This is a genomic window from Streptomyces sp. NPDC050388, assembly GCF_040655635.1.
In the GTDB taxonomy this organism is placed as follows: Bacteria; Actinomycetota; Actinomycetes; order Streptomycetales; family Streptomycetaceae; genus Streptomyces.
Genome location: NZ_JBFAKH010000042.1, coordinates 46428 through 65426, shown reverse-complemented (window position 1 = coordinate 65426; position 18999 = coordinate 46428). Strand labels below are relative to the sequence as shown.

The 18999-nt window shown below is 70.1% G+C and carries 22 protein-coding genes and 2 pseudogenes; 18 read left to right on the top strand and 6 right to left on the bottom strand.

What is annotated here, in order from left to right; translation table 11 throughout:
* From AB0I73_RS23870 to AB0I73_RS23820, 11 genes are all read left to right on the top strand, one after another.
* Nucleotides 1-417, top strand: a 417-nt coding sequence (locus tag AB0I73_RS23870; RefSeq protein WP_363040458.1) for an IS110 family transposase, incomplete at its 5' end; no start/stop codon positions are given.
* A 217-nt stretch (nucleotides 418-634) separates the two neighbouring features.
* Nucleotides 635-1294: an HNH endonuclease family protein gene (locus AB0I73_RS23865; RefSeq protein WP_363040456.1), complete on the top strand. Its 660-nt coding sequence runs from the start codon at nucleotides 635-637 to the stop codon at nucleotides 1292-1294.
* Nucleotides 1295-1375: 81 nt separating this feature from the next.
* Nucleotides 1376-1921, top strand: a complete 546-nt coding sequence (locus AB0I73_RS23860) for an AAA family ATPase (protein WP_363040454.1) — start codon at nucleotides 1376-1378, stop codon at nucleotides 1919-1921.
* Between the two features lie 86 nt (nucleotides 1922-2007).
* On the top strand, nucleotides 2008-2145 hold the full coding sequence (locus AB0I73_RS23855) for a hypothetical protein (protein ID WP_363040452.1): 138 nt from the start codon (nucleotides 2008-2010) through the stop codon (nucleotides 2143-2145).
* A 430-nt stretch (nucleotides 2146-2575) separates the two neighbouring features.
* Nucleotides 2576-3457: a hypothetical protein gene (locus AB0I73_RS23850; protein WP_363040460.1), complete on the top strand. Its 882-nt coding sequence runs from the start codon at nucleotides 2576-2578 to the stop codon at nucleotides 3455-3457.
* A 209-nt stretch (nucleotides 3458-3666) separates the two neighbouring features.
* Complete coding sequence (locus tag AB0I73_RS23845; protein WP_363040450.1) at nucleotides 3667-4173, top strand: hypothetical protein; 507 nt, start codon at nucleotides 3667-3669, stop codon at nucleotides 4171-4173.
* A 194-nt stretch (nucleotides 4174-4367) separates the two neighbouring features.
* Complete coding sequence (locus AB0I73_RS23840) at nucleotides 4368-4871, top strand: hypothetical protein (protein WP_363040448.1); 504 nt, start codon at nucleotides 4368-4370, stop codon at nucleotides 4869-4871.
* A gap of 179 nt (nucleotides 4872-5050) precedes the next feature.
* Nucleotides 5051-5578, top strand: a complete 528-nt coding sequence (locus tag AB0I73_RS23835; RefSeq protein WP_363040446.1) for a transposase — start codon at nucleotides 5051-5053, stop codon at nucleotides 5576-5578.
* 144 nt (nucleotides 5579-5722) lie between these two features.
* Entirely contained in the window at nucleotides 5723-6448 is a 726-nt protein-coding gene (locus tag AB0I73_RS23830; protein WP_363040444.1) for an HNH endonuclease family protein, read from the top strand.
* Nucleotides 6449-6780: 332 nt separating this feature from the next.
* Nucleotides 6781-6978 (top strand): toxin-antitoxin system HicB family antitoxin, encoded by a 198-nt coding sequence (locus tag AB0I73_RS23825; RefSeq protein WP_237409517.1) that lies wholly within the window; start codon nucleotides 6781-6783, stop codon nucleotides 6976-6978.
* Complete coding sequence (locus AB0I73_RS23820) at nucleotides 6975-7271, top strand: hypothetical protein (RefSeq protein WP_363040442.1); 297 nt, start codon at nucleotides 6975-6977, stop codon at nucleotides 7269-7271. The genes AB0I73_RS23825 and AB0I73_RS23820 overlap by 4 nt, the downstream gene beginning before the upstream one ends.
* A gap of 258 nt (nucleotides 7272-7529) precedes the next feature.
* Here AB0I73_RS23820 and AB0I73_RS23815 read toward each other — a convergent pair whose 3' ends face one another.
* Nucleotides 7530-8192, bottom strand: coding sequence for an HNH endonuclease family protein (locus AB0I73_RS23815; protein WP_363040440.1), 663 nt, complete (start codon nucleotides 8190-8192; stop codon nucleotides 7530-7532).
* 303 nt (nucleotides 8193-8495) lie between these two features.
* Here AB0I73_RS23815 and AB0I73_RS23810 point away from each other — a divergent pair, with 303 nt between their 5' ends.
* The 3 genes from AB0I73_RS23810 to AB0I73_RS23800 all read left to right on the top strand — a co-directional run bounded on the left by AB0I73_RS23810 (nucleotide 8496) and on the right by AB0I73_RS23800 (nucleotide 10166).
* Nucleotides 8496-8786, top strand: a complete 291-nt coding sequence (locus AB0I73_RS23810; RefSeq protein ID WP_363040438.1) for a hypothetical protein — start codon at nucleotides 8496-8498, stop codon at nucleotides 8784-8786.
* A 24-nt stretch (nucleotides 8787-8810) separates the two neighbouring features.
* On the top strand, nucleotides 8811-9746 hold the full coding sequence (locus AB0I73_RS23805; RefSeq protein WP_363040436.1) for a plasmid pRiA4b ORF-3 family protein: 936 nt from the start codon (nucleotides 8811-8813) through the stop codon (nucleotides 9744-9746).
* Nucleotides 9747-9818: 72 nt separating this feature from the next.
* Nucleotides 9819-10166 (top strand): hypothetical protein, encoded by a 348-nt coding sequence (locus tag AB0I73_RS23800; protein WP_363040434.1) that lies wholly within the window; start codon nucleotides 9819-9821, stop codon nucleotides 10164-10166.
* A 155-nt stretch (nucleotides 10167-10321) separates the two neighbouring features.
* Here AB0I73_RS23800 and AB0I73_RS23795 read toward each other — a convergent pair whose 3' ends face one another.
* Nucleotides 10322-10450 carry a hypothetical protein gene (locus AB0I73_RS23795; protein WP_363040432.1) on the bottom strand — a complete coding sequence of 43 codons (129 nt, stop codon included), beginning with the start codon at nucleotides 10448-10450 and terminating at the stop codon, nucleotides 10322-10324.
* Between the two features lie 3 nt (nucleotides 10451-10453).
* Between AB0I73_RS23795 and AB0I73_RS23790 the strand changes: the two are divergent.
* A pseudogene (locus AB0I73_RS23790) lies at nucleotides 10454-11037 on the top strand (IS6 family transposase).
* A gap of 97 nt (nucleotides 11038-11134) precedes the next feature.
* Here AB0I73_RS23790 and AB0I73_RS23785 read toward each other — a convergent pair.
* The 3 genes from AB0I73_RS23785 to AB0I73_RS23775 form a co-directional block, all read right to left on the bottom strand.
* Entirely contained in the window at nucleotides 11135-12088 is a 954-nt protein-coding gene (locus AB0I73_RS23785) for a pirin family protein (RefSeq protein ID WP_363040430.1), read from the bottom strand.
* Nucleotides 12089-12442: 354 nt separating this feature from the next.
* Nucleotides 12443-12859, bottom strand: coding sequence for an SsgA family sporulation/cell division regulator (locus AB0I73_RS23780; RefSeq protein WP_363040428.1), 417 nt, complete (start codon nucleotides 12857-12859; stop codon nucleotides 12443-12445).
* A gap of 313 nt (nucleotides 12860-13172) precedes the next feature.
* On the bottom strand, nucleotides 13173-13325 hold the full coding sequence (locus tag AB0I73_RS23775; RefSeq protein ID WP_363040426.1) for a hypothetical protein: 153 nt from the start codon (nucleotides 13323-13325) through the stop codon (nucleotides 13173-13175).
* An 870-nt stretch (nucleotides 13326-14195) separates the two neighbouring features.
* On the opposite strand from AB0I73_RS23775, the gene AB0I73_RS23770 reads away from it, so the two are divergent.
* Together AB0I73_RS23770 and AB0I73_RS23765 are read left to right on the top strand one after the other, a co-directional pair.
* A complete protein-coding gene (locus AB0I73_RS23770) occupies nucleotides 14196-15773 on the top strand; it encodes a PQQ-binding-like beta-propeller repeat protein (RefSeq protein WP_363040424.1) in 1578 nt (525 codons plus the stop codon).
* A gap of 949 nt (nucleotides 15774-16722) precedes the next feature.
* A pseudogene (locus AB0I73_RS23765) lies at nucleotides 16723-17412 on the top strand (transposase); the annotation flags it as partial.
* A gap of 652 nt (nucleotides 17413-18064) precedes the next feature.
* Here AB0I73_RS23765 and AB0I73_RS23760 read toward each other — a convergent pair.
* Nucleotides 18065-18673, bottom strand: a complete 609-nt coding sequence (locus AB0I73_RS23760) for a YceI family protein (RefSeq protein ID WP_363040422.1) — start codon at nucleotides 18671-18673, stop codon at nucleotides 18065-18067.
* Nucleotides 18674-18776: 103 nt separating this feature from the next.
* Between AB0I73_RS23760 and AB0I73_RS23755 the strand changes: the two genes are divergently transcribed.
* Entirely contained in the window at nucleotides 18777-18959 is a 183-nt protein-coding gene (locus AB0I73_RS23755) for a hypothetical protein (protein WP_363040420.1), read from the top strand.
* Nucleotides 18960-18999 lie beyond the last annotated feature (40 nt).

Genomic DNA, 18999 nt, shown 5'->3' with positions numbered 1-18999 from the left:
GCCGAGGCCGTCAAGGCGAGTTCACCCGGTCTGCTCGACGTACGCGGCGTCGGCCCGGACAGCGCCGCAGCCCTGCTCATCGCCGCAGGTGACAATCCTGAACGCCTCACCAGCGAGGCGTCTTTCGCTGCCTTGTGCGGCACCAGCCCGGTCGAAGCGTCCTCCGGCAAGACCCAGCGCCGCAGACTCAACCGCGGCGGCGACCGCCAGGCCAACGCCGCCCTCTACCGGATCGTCCTCAGCCGCCTGCGCTGGGACGACCGCACCCGGAACTACCTGCAGCGACGCCTTGCCGAGGGCAAGACGCGCCGAGAAGTCATCCGCTGCCTCAAGCGCTACATCGCACGGGAGGTCTACCAGCTCATCGCCACTCCGAGCCCCGCAGCCAGCCGCGCACGTGCCGCAATCGCTACTTGACATCCATAGGGGCATCAACGCCGTGCTGAGGGTGTGGCCGGACGCGAGGTGACCCCGCCCGCCAATGTCCGGCGCCGACCAAATGGCCACGTGCGACCGCGACGCGTGCAGGAGAAAGGCGCGCCGCGCCTGTGCCGGTATGACCATTGCACCCACACGGGCGGCGCACTGGGGAAACAGATGATCGCGCCTCGTCGAGTGCCGCTATCAACGGCTCATGCTCAAAGCTGTGCTGCGCGGCCTGGCCGCCGCCTCCCTCGCCGTCCTGCCCCTGACCGTTCCCGCGCCCACCCACGCGGCGGAGACGCTTCCACTGGCGGAGGCCGTCACCCGCCTGCCGGTGGGTACCGAGTCCCGCGACGGCTACGACCGGGACGCCTTCCGTCACTGGAACACCGGTGCCGACCCCTCCGACGGCTGCAACACCCGCGCGGAGGTCTTGCTCTCCGAGGCCGTCGAACCGCCCACGGTCGGGCCCGGCTGCCGCCTGACAGGAGGCCGCTGGTTCTCGTACTACGACCAGGTGTGGGTGACGTCGGCCTCCGGCCTGGACATCGACCACATGGTTCCCCTTGCCGAGAGCTGGGACAGCGGCGCCTCCGCGTGGACGGCGCAGCGCCGCGAGGCGTACGCCAACGACCAGGGCGCGTCCACCAGCCTGGTCGCGGTCACCGCCCGCTCGAACCGGTCCAAGGCCGATCAGGACCCCGCCCGATGGCTTCCGCCCGCTACTGACGTGCACTGCCGGTACATCGCCGAGTGGGTCGCCACGAAGCTCCGCTGGAGCCTGACGGCGGATGAAACCGAGGTGGCGGCCCTGCGGGAGGTGGCGGGCGGCTGTCCGGGCCAGAGCGTGACGTACGAGCCCGTCGCATAACTGACGGTCTCCTCCCACCCAACAACCGCGGGGACCGTCGTCCTCGGAACGCCCCGGGCGGTGTCACCGGCCGTCGGTAGCGTGGCCGCCGTGAGGGTGGGCACCGAAGAAACCCGGCTGGTCGTGCTGCGTGGCAACAGCGCCTCGGGGAAGTCGTCCGTCGCGGCCGGCCTGCGCGAGAGGTTCGGCCGCGGCCTGGCTCTGGTCGGTCAGGACAACCTCCGCCGCATCGTGCTGCGCGAGCGGGACCGGCCGGGAGCGGCGAACATCGGCCTGATCGACCTGACGGCCCGCTACGCCCTGGACGCCGGCTATCACGTCGTGGTCGAAGGCATCCTGTACGCCGACCGCTACGGCGACATGCTCGCGGCGCTGCGCGCCGAGCACCGCGGCCCGACCCACGGCTACTACCTGGACGTGCCGTTCGATGAAACCCTCGCCCGGCATGCCACCAAGCCGATCGCCGATGACGTCAGCGAGACGCAACTGCGCGACTGGTACCGGCCGCGCGATCTGCTGTCCGGCGGGCTCGAGACCGTCATCGGTGCCGACAGCGCCCTGCACGAGACCGTCGACCGCATCATGCTCGACACCGGCCTGGCCCACCTGCCCGCACTGGACCGCTGACCGGCCACGCCCGTGACGTCGCCCGCCACCTACGCGAGGCGTTCGCGGGTCTCTCGGCCGGGAGCGTCCTGACGGTTGCGCAGATAGTGGCGGCCCGCACCAGCCAGTACGGGGCCGGTGAGATCAGCGCCGGCGCGGTGGCCGCCAGACTCCGCGCCGACAACGTTCCCGGCATCCGGGCCGTTTCCGGCTCCAGCCCGCTGTCCGCCCGCAAGATCACCTGACCCGTCCGTCGCTGCGGGGCCGCGGACCCGCTCGCCCCCGCGGCCGCGGTGCCGCCGCCGGGCCGGACGTCGGGGCAGGAAAACGATCCTTGCGGAGGATTCTGTCGGGGGCGGGTCCCGTTTCCCCAGGGAGAGCACCTGGTGCTGGGGGCGCTTGCCCGCTCCTGGTTGCCGGCGCTGCCCACGGGGTCAGGGAGCGATGCCGCCGTGGTGTGAGCAGGTTCCCCGCCCGGTGGAGCCGGAGACCTGGCCGTCGGCGCACACCGTGCCGGGATGGACCGGGACCGGAGCGGTGGGGGCGGCGGGCGGAGCGGAACGCCCCCGCGTCGGCGGGGAGGGCACCATGGTGTTGGCACGGCTGGGCGATGGGTTTGGATGCGATCATGGGTGAGTCGTGTTCATTCGCCCGTGAGGTGATTTCTTGAGGAAGGTGGCACTGCGTCCCCACGCACTGTTGCCTCGGCAGTACGACCACCAGAAGGTCCTGGCGACCACCGTGGACGCCTGGGGCCGAGCCCTCTGGTTGATCTGCCCCGATGCGGAACTCCGTCCAAGTTCGTATGGCAGGCCCTGCCCTCAGCCCCGCACCCGTCCGTACGACGCGCTTCTGGTCATCGACAGCAGCGGCGCAGTCCGGGAACAGTTGCTGCGCGACATGAGCTTGCGGGTGACCCACCTGGACGCGCTGCCCAATGGCCGGTTCGTTCTGCAAGGCCACGGTGCCGCAGGGGAGCAGAACGCGCAGATCTACGGGAGGGACGGGCGACGCCGCCGCAGCTTCGTGATGGGGCGTGCGGTCGAGTACCTGATGGCGGACCGACGGCACCATGTATGGAGTGCCTACTTCGACGAAGGCGTCTACATCGACCCGATCAGCGCCGCCGGCCTGGTGCGCTGGGACAGCGGCGGTAACCACCAGTGGGGGTACAGGCCTCCGGAGGGCATCGAGTACATCGATACGGTCTACGCCTTCAACGTTGACGACGGTGTCGCGTGGGCCAACTACTACCCGACCTTCCCACTGCTTGAGGCCCGGACCAACGGTGAGATTCGACTACGGAAGACCCCTGTAATCGCTCCTGCGGGCATGGCCGTGCACGGAGAGCAGATCATCATGCTCGGTGGCTGCCGACAACCAGATCGCCTGCACCGTTGCCGCATAGCAGAGCACGAGGCCCTGCTGGTCGAGGAAGCCTGTCTCACCCTCCCCAACGGCGCACCCCTCAGGCGGTACGCGCGCCCTGTCGGACGAGGCCGGCACTTGTACCTGCGTGGCTCATCGCCCAGACAGTGGTACGTGATGGGGATCTAGGCCGCCTCAAGTCCTCTTGGGGAAGGATCTCTCCGCACAGGACATAGATGTTCCGGCAAGGACCGACCGGCTGCTGGGGGCAGCGGTACGGGGCCCGGGGCGCCGTCTGGTTGCGAGGATCTGGCAGGAACCGCACCCAACTGCGTTCCGCCCGTCAGCCAGCCGAATCCGCGTGACGGTCCGGCCCGCCGCACGGTAGAACCCGACATGTGACCGTCTTCTACTGCGCCAGGTGCGGGACCGCGCTCACCGGGGACCTGGTGGCACTGCCGGTCGTCCCGGATGTCGATGACTCTGATCACGGCCGGGACAAGAAGACTGGCCAGGCCCGCTCCACCGTTCTGCGCGGGCACTACGCCATCGACCCCGACCCGTGGGGTGCCCCGTTCGTCGCAGCCGCCGCACCCCGCCGGCCTGCCCGAAGCGCAGGCCGCGAGCTGCTGCGAACCGGCGCAGGGGCCACCGTCTCCGCCGGCTGGCGTGACAGCGTCGTCGTCCACCCGGACGATGCCCTGCCACGCCTCGAACCCTTCACGCTCGGGGACAACTGGCTCGGGTGTTGCGGTCCCACCGGCGCGCGCGGCCCCAACCTGGCCTGCGTCTGTGGCTCTCGCCTGGCCACCTGGGCCGCTGACTGCCTGGGCCCCAATGAACTACACCTGGACCCCGTGCGCGTCTACGCCTGGCCCCAGGACGGATCAGTCGAGGGCCCTTGACGGCGGGTAGGGCTTTGACCACCCGAAACGGTCGGCTCCGGTCCACGGGTGATCGGTCAACGAAATGGGGAATGCAGAGCGAGGCTGAGGATTTTCACGGCTCTGACCGCAGTTCCGTGAACCACTGCGCCTGGTGCGCCAGCAGAGAGACGCACCGATCGGCCGTGGTCCCCACCGTAGGGCATGCTGTTGCGGTGAGTGATCCTCAACCAGCATGGCAGCAATGGCTGAACAGCTTGGACCTGCCGCAGAAGGCCGCCGCGGAGTCGCTGCGTGCCCAGTTCAGCACCCTCGGCGTGGCCGATCCTGTCGACCTGATCAAGTCGGAGGTCATGGAAGACCTTCCGCAACTCGCGCGATTCGTGCTGCTGCGGAGCCTGTGGCGCGGCGCGATCGACGGCTGGTCCGACCCGGTCTTGCTCGATCAACTGCCCGCCGCGCAGAAGCTTCTTGCCGCCGGGGCGGACAGGGAGGACCTTGCTTGCTTGGTCCGAGCAGTTGCCTATGAGGCGGTGTTCGCGACGCTCGACGAACTGGACGCCGGCGGCGCTGTGAACGTGTCGGGCGTGGAAGCCGGCTGGGTGGTCATGGAGTCGGGCGAAGATGGCTCCCCGACCGGGCGAGCCCTGTCGGGCCTGCATGAAAACCTCCTGACAATGGATCCCAGCGGGCGCGACGGAGCTGACCTCTGGCAGTGAGGGCAGACCTTCGGGCTGGTCATTGCAGCTCACAGCCCTCCCTGTCAAAGCAGGTCGAGTCAGACATAATGGATGATTCATTGAGTCGAGGGCGGAGGAGGAGGTCTGGCCGCAGGTAAAAGAGCGGCCGCGGCCCGCGGGGTGCGTGGATCTCCTTCGAGGACGAGGCCGGGCAGTCGATGACGCCGCCCAGGGCCAGGACCTGGGGCCGCGTCGGTCACACGCCGGTGGTCAGGGTCCGCGGCCGGGGAAGTGGCCGTCTGTCCATGGTGGGCATGTGCTGCTTCAAGCCTGGGTCCCGGTCGCGGCTGATCTACGGGCTGCGGGAGTACCGGGGCCGCAAGGGCGAGCCGAAGGGCTTCGGCTGGAGAGGCTTCTGCCGCCTCCTGGTCAGGGCCCGAAGACAGCTCGGCGGCCCGATCGTGCTGGTCTGGGACAACGTCCGCCTCCACCTTACCTGCGGCATGCAGGAGTTCATCGAGAAGAACGCCGACTGGCTGACCGTCTTCCAGCTGCCCACCTATGCACCGGACCTCAACCCGCAGGAGGGCATCTGGTCACTGGTCAAACGCGAACTCGGCAACCTTGCCGCAGCCGACCTCTCCCAGCTCACCCGAGCCGCCAAGCGCAAGCTCAAGCAGATCCAGTACCGGCCTGACGTGGTCGACGGCTGCCTCGCCGGCACCGGACTGACCATGAACGACTGACCGACATCACGAATTCAAGTTCAGTAGCCGAACCCCGACGCACCGAATCCGGGCTACGGCCAGCACATATGACCTTCTGTCACCCGTTGCGGCTGACCTGGGAGTATGAGGGGCTACCGCTGCCTCACCTCCAGGAGCACGACCGTGAACCGCCGCTATCTCATGCCGCTTGCCACCGCGCTCCTGGCCGTCTCGCTGGTGGGCTGCAGCCCGCACCTCATCGAAGACGACGCGAAGCCCGACTCCCCGAACTCCAGCGCGCTCCCCGGTGGCCCCGCACCGTCCGGCGGGCCCACCGGAGGCGGCCTGCCGCTGGCGGACGCCATCGCGAAGATCCCGGACGGGGCCGAGCAGCGGGACGGCTACGAACGCGACAGCTTCAAGCACTGGGTCGACGAGGACGGCGACGGCTGCCCCACCCGGGCCGAGGTCCTGATCGAGGAGGCCACCACCAAGCCCGAGCAGGGGGAGCGGTGCGCGCTGAGCGGCGGGGTGTGGATGTCGTACTACGACGAGGTCGAGGTCACCGAAGCGGGCAAGCTGGACATCGACCACCTGGTGCCGCTCGCCGAGGCATGGGACAGCGGCGCCCACGCCTGGACGCCCGAGCGCCGCCAGGCCTACGCCAACGACCTCGGCGCAGAGCGGTCGTTGGTTGCGGTCACCGCGAAGACGAACCGTTCCAAGGCCGACAGGGACCCGGCCGCCTGGCTCCCGCCGGCCGAGAGCGCGCACTGCACCTACGCCGCGGACTGGACCGGAACCAAGCTGCGGTGGCAGCTGACCGCCGACGAGAAGGAACGCGCCGCGCTGGTCAAGCTCGCTGAGGCGTGCCCGGACACGGTCGTGGAGTACGAGGTCGCCCCGTGACCTCCGGGCCGCCGGGCACGCGGGTACCGAAATGCCCGACGGCCGTTCGCGGACGGAACCGGACACACCTCGACGGCTCACCGTCTCGGGCCGGCGGGACGGCACGTCTGACGTGCGCTCCACGGGGGCGGGGCTGCATGGACGGCTTCCTTGCCAGGGTGGAAGACCGGGCCCACGCGTGGCCTGCGGGCCGCCGACCGAGATGCCCGGGCGGGCACAGCAGGGGGGAGCGAAGACGGGACGCGGGCCGGGTCACCGCCCGCGCTCGTCTTCTTGCCGGCGTTTGCCGCAACCGTTATGCGCCACCGGAAAGTGGTGGCTATTCTGCAACCATGTCTGTCACCACTATGACCCTGCGTGTTCCGGATGACCTCGCTCCCTCGATCAGGGCCGCTGCCTCCGAGGCCGGCCTGAGCGTGAACGCGTACGTGGTGCGCGCTGCCCGCCGCGCCGCCACTCTCGATGCCGCGCAGCGGCTGGCTGCGCTCGGCCTGGGCGACGACCTGGCGGGTGAGGGCGACACCCTGTGAACCGTGGTGAAATCTGGAACCTTGCCGACGGCCGCAACGTCCTGATCGTCAGCTTGACGGGCCTGGAGCAGGCGTTCGGGGCCGTTCTCGTGATCGTGCTGCACGAGAACGGCCGCTACCCCGACACCGCCATGTCGGTCGTCATCGGGGACCCGATCCCGTGCACCGCCGTCGCCGTCAACATCACACAGCTGCGCGTCGACCGGTTCGACGGCGCGAAGCTCCTCGGCCCGGTCGACGCCGCGGCGATGACTCGGGTCGACGCCGCCCTGCGCGCCGTCCAGGACCTGTAGCCACCCCGGCAGCCCGGCCCGCATACCGCGGTGGGCCGGGCTGTTGCGTAGCGCGCCGGATGAGCCGGTTCTGCGGGTGCCGATGAAGCATCCGTGCAGGTGGCAGCCTTGAGCGCCGCCCTCTGGCCGGGGCCGCTGCCTGCCCCGCGATCTGCACGAGGCAGGGGGAGTGGGAAAGCCGGTCGGGTGAACTTCCGGCACGGCGGGCGTCGGCGAGCGCACCGGCGGGCCCCCGCCGCCCCGGGCGGCGGGGCGGGGTCATCGGGCGGCGGGTTCGTACGTCACCGTCTGCTCGGGGCAGCCGGCCGCCGCGTCGCGCAGGGCCGCGGCCTCAATCTCATCGACCGTGAGGGCCCAGCGGAGTTTGGTGCCCACCCACTCGGCGAGGTACCGGCAGTGGACCGCAGCGGCGGGCGGCAGCCACTTTGCCGGATCGTGGTCGGCTTTGCTCCGGTTCGAGCGGGCGGTGACGGCCACCAGGCTGGCCGGTGCGCCCTGGTCGTTGGCGTACGCCTCACGGCGCTCCGCCGTCCAGGCGGACGCGCCGCTGTCCCAGCTTTCCGCGAGCGGCACCATGTGGTCGATGTCCAGTCCGGACGCGGAGGTCACCCAGGTCTGGTCGTAGTACGACCACCAGGTCCCGCCGGTCAGGCGGCAGCGGGCACCGACCGTGGGCGGCTCGACGGCCTCGGAGAGCAGGACTTCGGACCTTGTGTTGCAGCCGTCGGCGGGATGGTCGCCGGCGTTCCAGTGGCGGAAGGCGTCGCGGGTGTAGCCGTCGCGGTTTTCGACGTCCACGGGGAGGCCGGCGACTGCTTCGGCCAGGGGGAGGGTTTCGGCGGCGTGTGCGGGCGGGGTGACAGTCAGGGGCAGGGCGGCGAGGGAGACGGCGGCCAGGCCGCGCAGCACAGCGGTGAACATGCCTTGTTGATAGCGGCCGCTGAGGGGGCGCAGTCGGCTGTTTTCCGAGTGCGCCGCTCGTGTGGGGGGGGAATGGTCGTACTGGCAAAACGTGAGCATGCCGCCCGAGAAGGTCACCACTCAACCTGACCGCCCCCTCGGCAGGCATCCGCCGTCAGCGTGACAACGCCCCGGCGCCGCACCTATGTTGAGCAACAGCTTCACGGGGCTGCCGGTGCTGAGCCTTCGAGTCGTGAACGCCCGGGTCATGCGGGTGAGTTGCCGATTTCATGGGCGTGCACCCGACTGATTATGATCTTGGTCATGGCTGTGCAGAACCCTGACAAAACCCTCTCCCGTAAGCAGAGACTCCAGGAGAGGCAGCGCCGTCAGCTGGCGGTGGTCGACACCGTGGACAAGGCCGAGGCCAAGGTCCGCAAGGCAGAGGTCGAACTGGCCGTGGCCGTCACCGAGGCGGTGCAGGTCTTCGGCGACGAGCAGTCCGCGTCCGAGGGACTCGATATGCCGGTCGAAGCCATCCGGCGCTTCCTTGGCATGACACGGGACCACGTGGCCGGGGGCGACCACGTCGCCGAGGCCGAGGGCACATCCTGAGCCCGGCGTTCGTGGCGAGCCGGGGTGCGAGAGCGGTGTCCACGCCCCGCATCGCCGCAGGCAGCGTCACCCAAAACGGGGCAGCCGCTGACCCGGCAAGCCGTCTTTGGGAGGCACCGGACAGCCACCGGCCGTGCGGCAGGCACAGAACCGGCGGCCCGGCAGCCTCTCGCCCGCGCCCACGAGCTCGACGGTAGGGCGGAGCGCCACGTCGACCGGCCGGGTCGGCGACGCCACGACGACGCCCACCTGTACGAGTTCGGCGCCCAGTGGGAGAGGTACGGGCACAACGGCCGCGAGCCCTCCGCGTACACCGTCGCCCAGGTGCTGCCCGAGGTCGGCTCCGGCGCGGGGTACGTGTACGACTTCGGCGACTACTGGACCCACCACATCACCGTGGAGAAGATCCACCGCCCCGCCGCGAACACCCACTACCCGCGGTTCAGTGCCGGCCGCCGGGCCTGCCCGCCCGAGGACTGCGGCGGCCCGCTCGGCTACGAACGCACCCTGCGGGCGATCCGGGCCCGCAAGGGGCCGCGCTACCGCGAGCTGCGCGAGTGGGGCCTGCACAAGTACAACCTGGCGCACTTCGACCGCGACGAGATCAACCGCGGCCTGGCTGACCCGAAGTCCGTCGGCTACCCCGAACCCGCGCCGTGGCAGCGGGAGGTCCTCGACCTCTCCGGCGCCGGTACCCGGGTGCATCCGCTACGACCGGTCCACCCGTTGACCACCGTGCGCCACTACGAGGGCGAGAAGGCCGTGGTCGATGTCTGGTACTCCGCGGTGTTCGGACTGACCGGGGAGGGCGTCGAGGAAATACCGCCGTCCACGCCACCGTCACATTCTTCGAACACGGTCTCAATGGCCGCTCACGACGCTAACGCAACGGTGTTGTTCATGACACTCCCTTCTGGGTTCCCGTTTCAGCCGATCAGATGGCCGAACACCGACTCCTGACTGTTCGCCGTCAGATATAGCGTCGGGTGAGTACTGCTCTTCCCGTCCATACGACGAAGAAAGAAGGAGCCAGTGAAGCGACTTGCACAGTGCGCGGTTGCGGTGGGAGCTGCCGCGGCACTCACCGTGGGGATGGCTGGTGCCGCCCATGCGGACGCCATCGTCTCGAACGGGTTCGCGTACGGCGGATTCATCAGCTACGGCGACGACTTCTACGTCGAGCACTATGAAGGCTTCGCGTCGTACATCAAGTGGAGTACGAACTACGGCAGGACGGGCACCTGTGGTGCGACGAGCTACGAAATGACGTGCGACGAAAACCTTGCCGAGGGGTATCGGGTCACGATTCGCGTCTGCACTGCCATGTCAGAGACTTTCCTCAACGTCCGTTGCAGCGATCCGGTGAGCGACACGATCTGATTCCCCTGGCAGGTGCGCTCAACCGCGGTGACGAGCCGGAATCGGCGAGAATCCACAGGGGGCGTGCCACTGCCAGGTCTCCCCGGTGGCCCGTGCCACCGGGGAGACCAAGCGAGTGGCCAATGCCTGGTCTGCCACTACGAACGAAGGCAGTGTCAGGTTGAGCCGGTGGCCTTGGGGCTGGGATGATCGTCAGGTTTGTTGATCACCAGGGGGGCGGTCGTGGAGACCGAAGCGACGGTGTCGTACAGGGGTTCCGGTTCCCGGCGGAGATCATCGCGCATGCGGTGTGGCTGTACCACCGTTTCCCCCTCGGCTACCGCGAGGTCGAGGAACTGCTGCTCGCCTGCGGGGTCACCGGCCCCAGGCCGGCGACACGTGGCATCTCGACGAGGTGTTCGTGAAGATTAGCGGGGTGCGGCACTACCTGTGACGGGCCGTGGACCAGGACGGTACCGTGCTCGACATCCTGCTCCAGTCCCGGCGGGACGCAAAGGCCGCGAAGCGCTTCCTGGCCAAGCTCATGAAGAAGCAGGGTTGGGTGCCCCGGGTGCTGGTCACCGACAGGCTCCGCTCCTACGGCGCCGCTCACCGCCGGCTGATGCCCTCGGTCGAACACCGGACCTCGAAATATCTGAACAACCGGGCCGAGAACAGCCACCGGCCCACCCGGCAACGCGAACGCGCCATGAAGGGCTTCCGCTCGGCCGGCGGAACCCAAAGGTTCCTGTCCGCGTTCAGCCAGATCTCACCGCACTTCCGGCCCCGCCGCCACCGGATGACCGCACCCGACTACCGCACCGAGATGCGGCACCGCTTCACCACCTGGAACCAGATCACCGGGACCACCGCCATGCCCGCCACGGCCTGACCCAGAGCCCGCCACCTCACCCCACCTCGACCTGATGCCCCACCAGCCATCCTGCTCATAGCCAACTTGACAACACCGTCGCCGGTGCCCGTCGTCCTCATCGGGGCCCCGGGGCCTGCTGCCAGAAGGGGGCCTTGGCCGGGATGCGGGGCAGGGAGGATTCCACGCGGCCGAAACGGTCGTCCTGGCGGGCCCAGGAGGCATAGGCGGCGTCGATCTCCTCGCGGTCGCGGCCGACGAAGTTCCACCACATAAGGATCGGCTCGGGGAAGGGCTCACCGCCCAGGAGCATGACCCGGGCGGGCTCGCGGACCTCCAGGGGGAGTTCGTCGCGTCCTTCGCCGAGGTAGCCGAGCCGGCCGGGGCGCAGGGGCTGGTCGCGGACGGCGACGGCACCCTGGAGGACGACGAGCGCGTACTCCCAGTCGGGGCGCAGGGGCACCGTGGCTGGCGCCCGCAGGTCCAGCTCGACGCCGACGAGCGGGGTGTCGTGGCGGGCCGGGCTGGTCAGGCCGCCGAAGTCGCCGATCAGGACGGTCGCGGCGCCGGCCTGGCCGTCGAGGTCGGCCTGCGGCAGCTCCGCGTGGTGCTCGAAGGCCGGTTGGCCGTGCCGGCTGCTCTCCGGAAGGGCGGTCCACATCTGGATGCCCTCCAGGGTGCCGCGGTAGTGGCCGGTGGCCTCCTCCGCGTGGGAGACGGCGCTACCGGAGGTCATCAGATTGAGCTGGCCCGGTTTGATGACCTGTTCGGAGCCGAGGCTGTCGCGGTGGAGGACCTGGCCGTCGGTCAGCCAGGTGACGGTCTGCAGGCCGATGTGGGGGTGCGGGCCGATGTCCAGGCCGCTGTTCTCGGTGACGTCGGCCGGCCCCATATGGTCGGCGAAGCACCAGGCACCCACCGTGCGCCGGCCCCGACGGGGCAGGGCCCGGCGCACCCGGACCGCGCCGACGGTCGCCTCCCGGCTGTCGCTCACCTCCAGGCAGGGCGGGGCGGGATGGCCGGTGTCGGCCTGATCGGCAGGCGCGTCGACCGTGCTGGCCGGTCCACTCATCACAAGACCTCTTTCTTCGTGTCTTTTCCCGGGCACATCAAGGAGGGGTTTCGTGCGGTCGTGCGGCACCCGGGGACATCTCGACGGCCCGTGCCGGTGCAGAAGCGGCAATGCGCAGGGGAAGCCGGTGCCGCTCGGGGGCCTGTCTGCCGGGCGGCCTCCGCGCGGCCCGCTCTCGGGCGGTCGCGGCTGCGGCGAGCACCTCGGCGGCCCGCTGCTCATCGAGGGCGCGCCGCGTGGCGGACGTCTGCGTCTGCGCCTTGAGGCGCTCCGCCTCCAGCGGCCTCGTCGCGGGCCCGGATTGCGGCCCGGTGTTCGCCGGCGGTCTTGATGTTCACCCGGTGATTGCGGACCTCAGGCGCTCTTGCCGAGCAGTCCGCACAGTTCTTGCTCCACATCGAGCAGCCGCGTCTCGTGGCCCGGGGGCACCCGTCGGTAGGTCCGCTGCAGCCACCGCTCCACCACGGCGGACGGGGCCTGGAGCAGGACCTGCCCGGCCGGGGCGGCCAACGCGATGCACAGCATGCGGCGCGCCCCGGTACCGGCAGGCCAGATCCGCACGTCGCCCAGTCCACAGGGCCCGAACGCGCCCTGGGCCAGCAGCTCGCGGGCGAACAGCCAGGTCACCGGGGCGTGCGGGCCGGTGTGGAAGTCGACCTGGACGGCGTAGGGGTCGTGCGGGTCGTAGGACAGTCGGGTCGCTACCCCGATGCTGCAACCCGGCGCGACCAGCAGGCGCATCTCGCACTCCTGCTCGACGAAGTTCTTCATGGGCTTTCTCTTGTCTCTCGATCCGGACGGCGCTCGCTGGAGGCTCTTTCCGGACGGTTCTTTCGGCGGCCTTGGTGCGGGGCCCGTGTTCCGGCCGCCGCCCGGTGTCGGGCGACGGCATGCCCGGGGCGGGGTGCGGTGCGCCTGCAGTCGCACTGAACCCCGCCCCTGGTGGTATGGGCGCACTCCGTCCGGTCACCTGCTGCCGTTCTCGGCCGCGGTCGCTCATGCGCGACGTCGTTGTCGGACATGAGCCGTGCGGATGGTGCGTGCGTGCGGCTGATCGGCGGACCGGTGGTTCCGGCCCCTGCCGTCAGCGGCAAGCGTCCCCGCGGTCACGGTTGTTGGCGCGGTCGTGCCGGTCGTTGTCCGTGGCGTAGGAGACGGTGACCACGCGCTGGGCGTCAGAGTGGGGCGATGCCGAGGCGGCCGCGGTGGCGACCCGCCTTCCGAAGATGCGACTCATGATCACTCCTCCTTGAATGCCATGCCGACGTTCCGCCCCGCGGAACGTCGGACGGTGCCCGAGGTGGTGGGCCCATCACAGAAACTACCCCGAGATGGTTGAAGGATAAACTTTCCGCTGTGTGGGCTGTTTCACCGCTGCCGCCTCGCCCGGAGGGAAATAATCCGGCCTGCCGCGGCCTTCGCGCGGCCGGGATCAATCGCATCGACGGGCAGGGGAAACCGCCGCCGGTCGAGACGGAACGGCAGTCCGCCCCGGCGGCAGGGGCGGTCGGCGCGCGCCGGCGGCCACCCGGACCCGGCCCGGCCCGTCGTCGGCCGCTTCCCGCGCACGCGGGGACGACCCGGCCCCAGAGGCATCTTCCCGGCCCTCGCCGACGCCGCGCACGTCCCCGCCGGGGCGGTGAGGGGAGTCCGGGGAGATCGCCTGTCGGGCGGGGCCGGTGCGGGCGGCCGGGGTCGGCGGCGAGCGGGTCGTCGACCGGGATCGGCCGGCCGCGCACGGGATCTGGGCCGTGCCGGGCGGATCCACCCCCGCCTCGCGGCGGCGGATAGTCGTGCGGCTGGCGCCCACACGCGCCGGCGGCCTCCCGCTGGGTCAATATCGGCGACTTCCCGGCGAAGCGTGTGAGCGGTCAACCAGCCGAAGCAGCCTCGGGATTGGGGCCGGAAGGGCGGTGCGCTCCGGCTCGCTGCGAGCCCCCTGCTGGATCACCCCCTCGCGGAGATGGTTTAGTGTTCAACCAACGGCGGGCGGCGCGGCCGAGAAGACCACTCCTGTGACGCGCCGAGGAGCAAGCCGAAGACCACGGCCGAACAGGCCGCCGCCGGCACGGCTCCGCACCGCCGCACAGCACGAAGGAGTTTTTGCATGTCAACACGGAGCCCGAAGTCGCGGACGCTGCGGTCCGCCGTCGTGGGCGTGCCGCTGGCGGCCGTCGTCGCCGCGGCGTTCGCAGGGACCACCGGGACCGCCTTTGCGGCCGCCCCGAAGCCGGCCGCGAACTGGACGTCCGCGGGTCATGACTCCCACAACACCCGCAACGCCGCGTCCGAGAAAATCCTGAACGCGAACAACGTCAAGAACCTGAAGGCGCGTTGGACCTTCACGGCCGGCGGTGACATCTCCGCCACGCCGACCGTGGTGGACGGCGTCGCCTACGTGCCGGACTGGAGCGGCAAGCTCCACGCCGTGGACACCAAGACGGGCAAGGCCCTCTGGTCCAAGCCGGTGAGCACGTACAGCGGGATCGAGGGTGACGTCTCCCGGACCAGCCCCGCCTACGCGGACGGCAAGCTGGTCTTCGGCGAGGGCGTTCCGGCCATGAAGACCACCGAGGGCGCCTACCTCCTGAGCGCCGACGCCAAGACCGGCGCCCCGCTGTGGAAGACGCAGATCGACGACAACCCGGCGGCGGTCGTCACCGGCTCGCCGGTGATCGCCGACGGCGTGGCGTACGTGGGCGTGTCGTCCAAGTCCGAGGCGCTGCCCGGCGAGCCGACCTTCCGCGGCAGTCTCGTCGCGGTGAGCGTCGACACCGGCGAGATCCTGTGGAAGACCCACACGGTGCCGGAGGGCTACACCGGCGGCGCGATCTGGGGCAGCCACCCCGCGGTGGACCTCGAGCGCGGCCTGGTGTACGCGGCCACCGGCAACAACTACTCGGTGCCGGAAGGCGTCTGCGCGACCCCGGACGCGACCGGATGCACCCCCGCCTCCCCCGACAACCACCAGGACGCGATCGTCGCGTTCGACCTGAAGGACGGCAAGGTCGCCTGGGCCCGCCACACCCTCGAGGCCGACCAGTGGACGATTGAGAAGCCGAACGGCCCGGACTACGACTTCGGGTCGGGCCCGAACCTCTACACCACCACGGTGGACGGCAAGCGCACCGACCTGCTCGGGGTGGGCCAGAAGAGCGGCGTCTACTGGGCGCTCGACCCGGCCACGGGCAAGGTCGTCTGGCAGACGCAGGCCGGCCCCGGCGGCCTCGGCGGCGGCATCCAGTGGGGCTCCGCGACCGACGGCAAGCGCGTCTACGTCGCGGTCACCAACTACGACAACGTCCCCACCACCATCACCTCGGCGACGGGTGAGAAGTCGACCACCACGGGAGGCTTCTGGGCCGCCCTCGACGCCGCCACCGGCAAGCTCCTGTGGCAGACCGCCGACCCGCAGGGCCACAAGGCCCACGGCTTCGTGACCAGCGCCAACGGCGTCGTCTACGGCGGCTCCATGGCTCCCAAGGGCAACAACATGTACGCCCTCGACGCCAAGACCGGCAAGGTGAAGTGGGACTTCGCCAGCGGCGGTTCGGTCGTCGGCGGTGCCGCGGTGGTCAACGGCTCGGTCTACTGGGGCTCCGGCTACACCTCCGCGATGTGGCCGGACAAGGGCACGAACAACAAGCTGTACGCCTTCTCCGTCGGCAAGGGCAGCAAGAACTAGCCCCCTCCCCGTACCTGTTGGAGCTGTGAACCGCACGGCCTCGGCGTGCCCCCGGCGCGGACACCGCGCCCGGGGCGCGCCGAGGCCGTGCAGCGAGTCACGTTCACGGCTCGACCACGGCTGAGGACCGGGGGCACCGATGCCGCCACTGCTTGGGCTGCCGTACGCCAACGGCAAGCGACGCGGCCCGAGCCGCCCCTGCACCACATGTGGGCGGGCGTCACAGGGCAGCGGGGGTGGTATGCGGTGTCATGACCGCTTAAGGGACAGCAGTGGTCATGGCACCGCATACCACCCCCGCGCCCCGCGCGGAGGTTCCGCAGCCACCGCTGCCATGGCCCGGGCGAACACCTCATTCGATGCGTCGTCTCATGCGCCCTCTTTCTTCGGCGCCCGAAATCCCAGGAGACAGAGCATGGCCGACAGCACCGCGGTTGTCCTTCCCGCTTCGTGAGTACTGCCGTGCATGGAGACCACCTCCGGGAGGATCATCGTGACCGCCGGGCAGACCACGTCTTGCGTTGATGACCACACGGACCGCGTCGATGCCGGGCCCACGCCGGGGTCCCCCTGCCGGGGCCCAGTACCACCCCGGCCCCCGAACGCACACAGAGCCGTGATGACTTGCGTGCACCACTCCGGTGACCCGACCCGTGCCTTCCGGGCTGCGATCTCTCGGTTTGAGGGCGGTGGTGGTGAGAGACAGTTGCTAGCTGGGGCGTTGTTGCTGGTCGGGGGCTTTTTGGGGTGCGCCAGGGAAGTGGTGTACGGGTTCGGCCTGATCCGGGGGTTTGCTCCGGCATCGGGATGGTGCCCGCATAGATGAACGGCCACCGGCTGATCTTCGAAGTGTCGAAGCTCGAAGGAGATCAGCACGATGACCGCACCGGACAGTCTGCCCCTGCACACCCTCGCCGCGGCGAGTCTCGATTTGCTGCGCGCGATGACACTGATCGCCCGCGGCCTGTCCGGCGTCCAGCTGGTCATCTCCGACGCGCACATGGGCCTGGTCAACGCGATCGGCGCCACCCTGCCCGGCGCCTCCTGGCAGCGCTGCCGCACCCTCCCCCACGCCCTGAACGGGCGCGGGCGGTGCCCCCATCGCCCGCGCGCTGCTGAGCCAGGTACCCAAGTCGGCCCAGCCGTGGGTGGCCACCCTGCTGCGGACCATCTTCAAACAGCCCGACGCCGACGCCGTCCAGGCTCAGATGCGGCACGTCCTTGATGCCCTGGAAGCCAAGTTCCCCAAGGTCGCAGCCCACTTGGATGACGCACGGGGCGACGTGCTGGCCTTCACCGCGTTCCCGCGGGAGATCGGGTCGAACAACCCGCAGGAACGGCTCAACAAAGAGATCCTCCCCCACGGCTGCGCCGTGGGAGGTGCCCCCAGCCGCACCGACGTGGTCGGTATCTTCCCGACCGCACCGCCGTGATCCGGCTGGTCGGCGCGGTCCTGGCCGAGCAGAACGACGAGTGGACCGAGGCCCGCCGCTCCATGGGACTTGACCTGCTCGCCGAGGCTCGCCTCCACCCGAGCGAGTCAGAAACCGACGACACCGCCCTGCCCACCGAACTCACCGCATGGCCTCAGAGACGAGATCACCGAGTGGCCGTCGATACACCACCTCGACGGACGTGACCGCACACTGCCGTCCACCCGCACATCCCTCTTCATCCGCATGATCGGTGAACAGCCCAGGCGCGGCTCCGGACGCCTTTGCGGTGCCCCCACCTGCGCGGACGACCTCGTACGACCTGACCAGCAGAACCTCAGTCGCACCGAATCCCGGCTGCAACCAGCGCATATGACCGGCTGTCACGCATCGCGACCGGCCTGGGAACACGAGGCGCTACCGCTGCCTCACCTCCAGAAGCACGACCGTGCCCGCCACCACCGCATGCCGCTCGCCGCCGCGCTCCTCGCGATCTCGCTGACTGACTGGCTGGCTGCAGCCCGCAACTCACCGAAGAGGACGCGAAGCCCGGTACACCGGACTCCAGCGCACTTTCCGCACCGTCCGGGGCGGCCGGCGGGCCTGCCGAAGGCGGCCTGTCGCTCGCGGACGCCACCGCGAAGATCCCGACGGGGGCCGGGAAGCGGGAGCGTCGCGGCGGGTGGCTCGGACACCACTTCTCCGGGCGCAACCGGCCTCTTCGGGCCTGCGGCGCCCCGGGAGGCGGAGGGACGGGCGTGGCCGAGGCGCGATGCCACCGTGATCAGAGTGGCTCGTGTCGCCTGCCCGCGGGCCTCGAGGCGGCCGGGTCCGCCGCATCCCGCGCGGGGGTGGTGGTCAGGTGGCGCGGATCGCGGAGACGTCGAACTCCAGCTTCACCTTCTCGCCGACCAGCACGCCGCCGGTCTCCAGCACGCTGTTCCAGGTCAGGCCCCAGTCGGTGCGGTCGACCGTGGTGGAGCCCTCGAAACCGGCGCGCTCGTTGCCGAAGGGATCGGTCGCCGTGCCGGTGTGGGCCAGGTCCAAGACGACCGGGCGGGTGACGCCCTTGATGCTCAGGTCGCCGGTCAGGCGGTAGGCGTTCGCGGAGAGCTGCCGCACGGAGGTGCTGCGGAAGGACAGTTCGGGGTGGGCCTCGACGTGGAGGAAGTCGGCGCTGCGCAGGTGCTGGTCGCGCTGTTTCTGGCGGGTGTTGAGGCCGGCGGCCCTGAGGGTCACGTCGGCGGTGGAGCGGCCGGGGTGCTGGCCGTCCAGGTACAGGCGGCCGTCGAAGTCTTCGAAGGTGCCGCGGACCTTGGTGATCATGGCGTGCCGGGCGACGAAGGCGATGCTGCTGTGCGCGGGGTCGATGGTCCACACGCCGGTCAACCGGGCGGTGTCCGGCGCGGCGGCCGGCGCGGTGGCCGGGGCGGGAGCGGTGGCGCGGCGGCGGGTGAACAGGCCCATGGGGTCGTCCTTCGGGGAGGGGGGATGCCCTCCACCCTCTAACATGTTGAGGTTTAAATCAATTTCGGGGGATTCCCGCATTCTCGACGGTCCGGCAGTCTGAGTGCAGCAGCCACGAGAATCCGCCCACACCACGGCCGGGAAGGTCGCCCACACGGTTGCCGTGCCGGAGGAGGCGGGCCGCCGCTCCTGGGCGCCCCGCCGGTACGACACCCACCACCGGGGCATCACGGGGTCCAGCCAAGGTGAGGCCAAAAGCCACAACGAGGCGACCGGGGTGTTCTGAGCCCGTGGAGGCCGTCACCCGCTCGGCGCAATGTCGTTGG

Excerpts from the sequence above, each read along its gene's own strand:
- AB0I73_RS23865 (WP_363040456.1), top strand. The coding sequence starts at position 635 with ATGCTCAAAGCTGTGCTGCGCGGCCTGGCCGCCGCCTCCCTCGCCGTC.
- AB0I73_RS23835 (WP_363040446.1), top strand. The coding sequence starts at position 5,051 with ATGACGCCGCCCAGGGCCAGGACCTGGGGCCGCGTCGGTCACACGCCG.
- AB0I73_RS23825 (WP_237409517.1), top strand. The coding sequence starts at position 6,781 with ATGTCTGTCACCACTATGACCCTGCGTGTTCCGGATGACCTCGCTCCC.
- AB0I73_RS23815 (WP_363040440.1), bottom strand. The coding sequence starts at position 8,192 with ATGTTCACCGCTGTGCTGCGCGGCCTGGCCGCCGTCTCCCTCGCCGCC.
- AB0I73_RS23810 (WP_363040438.1), top strand. The coding sequence starts at position 8,496 with ATGGCTGTGCAGAACCCTGACAAAACCCTCTCCCGTAAGCAGAGACTC.
- AB0I73_RS23795 (WP_363040432.1), bottom strand. The coding sequence starts at position 10,450 with ATGCGCGATGATCTCCGCCGGGAACCGGAACCCCTGTACGACACCGTC.
- AB0I73_RS23785 (WP_363040430.1), bottom strand. The coding sequence starts at position 12,088 with ATGAGTGGACCGGCCAGCACGGTCGACGCGCCTGCCGATCAGGCCGAC.
- AB0I73_RS23780 (WP_363040428.1), bottom strand. The coding sequence starts at position 12,859 with ATGAAGAACTTCGTCGAGCAGGAGTGCGAGATGCGCCTGCTGGTCGCG.
- AB0I73_RS23775 (WP_363040426.1), bottom strand. The coding sequence starts at position 13,325 with ATGAGTCGCATCTTCGGAAGGCGGGTCGCCACCGCGGCCGCCTCGGCA.
- AB0I73_RS23770 (WP_363040424.1), top strand. The coding sequence starts at position 14,196 with ATGTCAACACGGAGCCCGAAGTCGCGGACGCTGCGGTCCGCCGTCGTG.
- AB0I73_RS23760 (WP_363040422.1), bottom strand. The coding sequence starts at position 18,673 with ATGGGCCTGTTCACCCGCCGCCGCGCCACCGCTCCCGCCCCGGCCACC.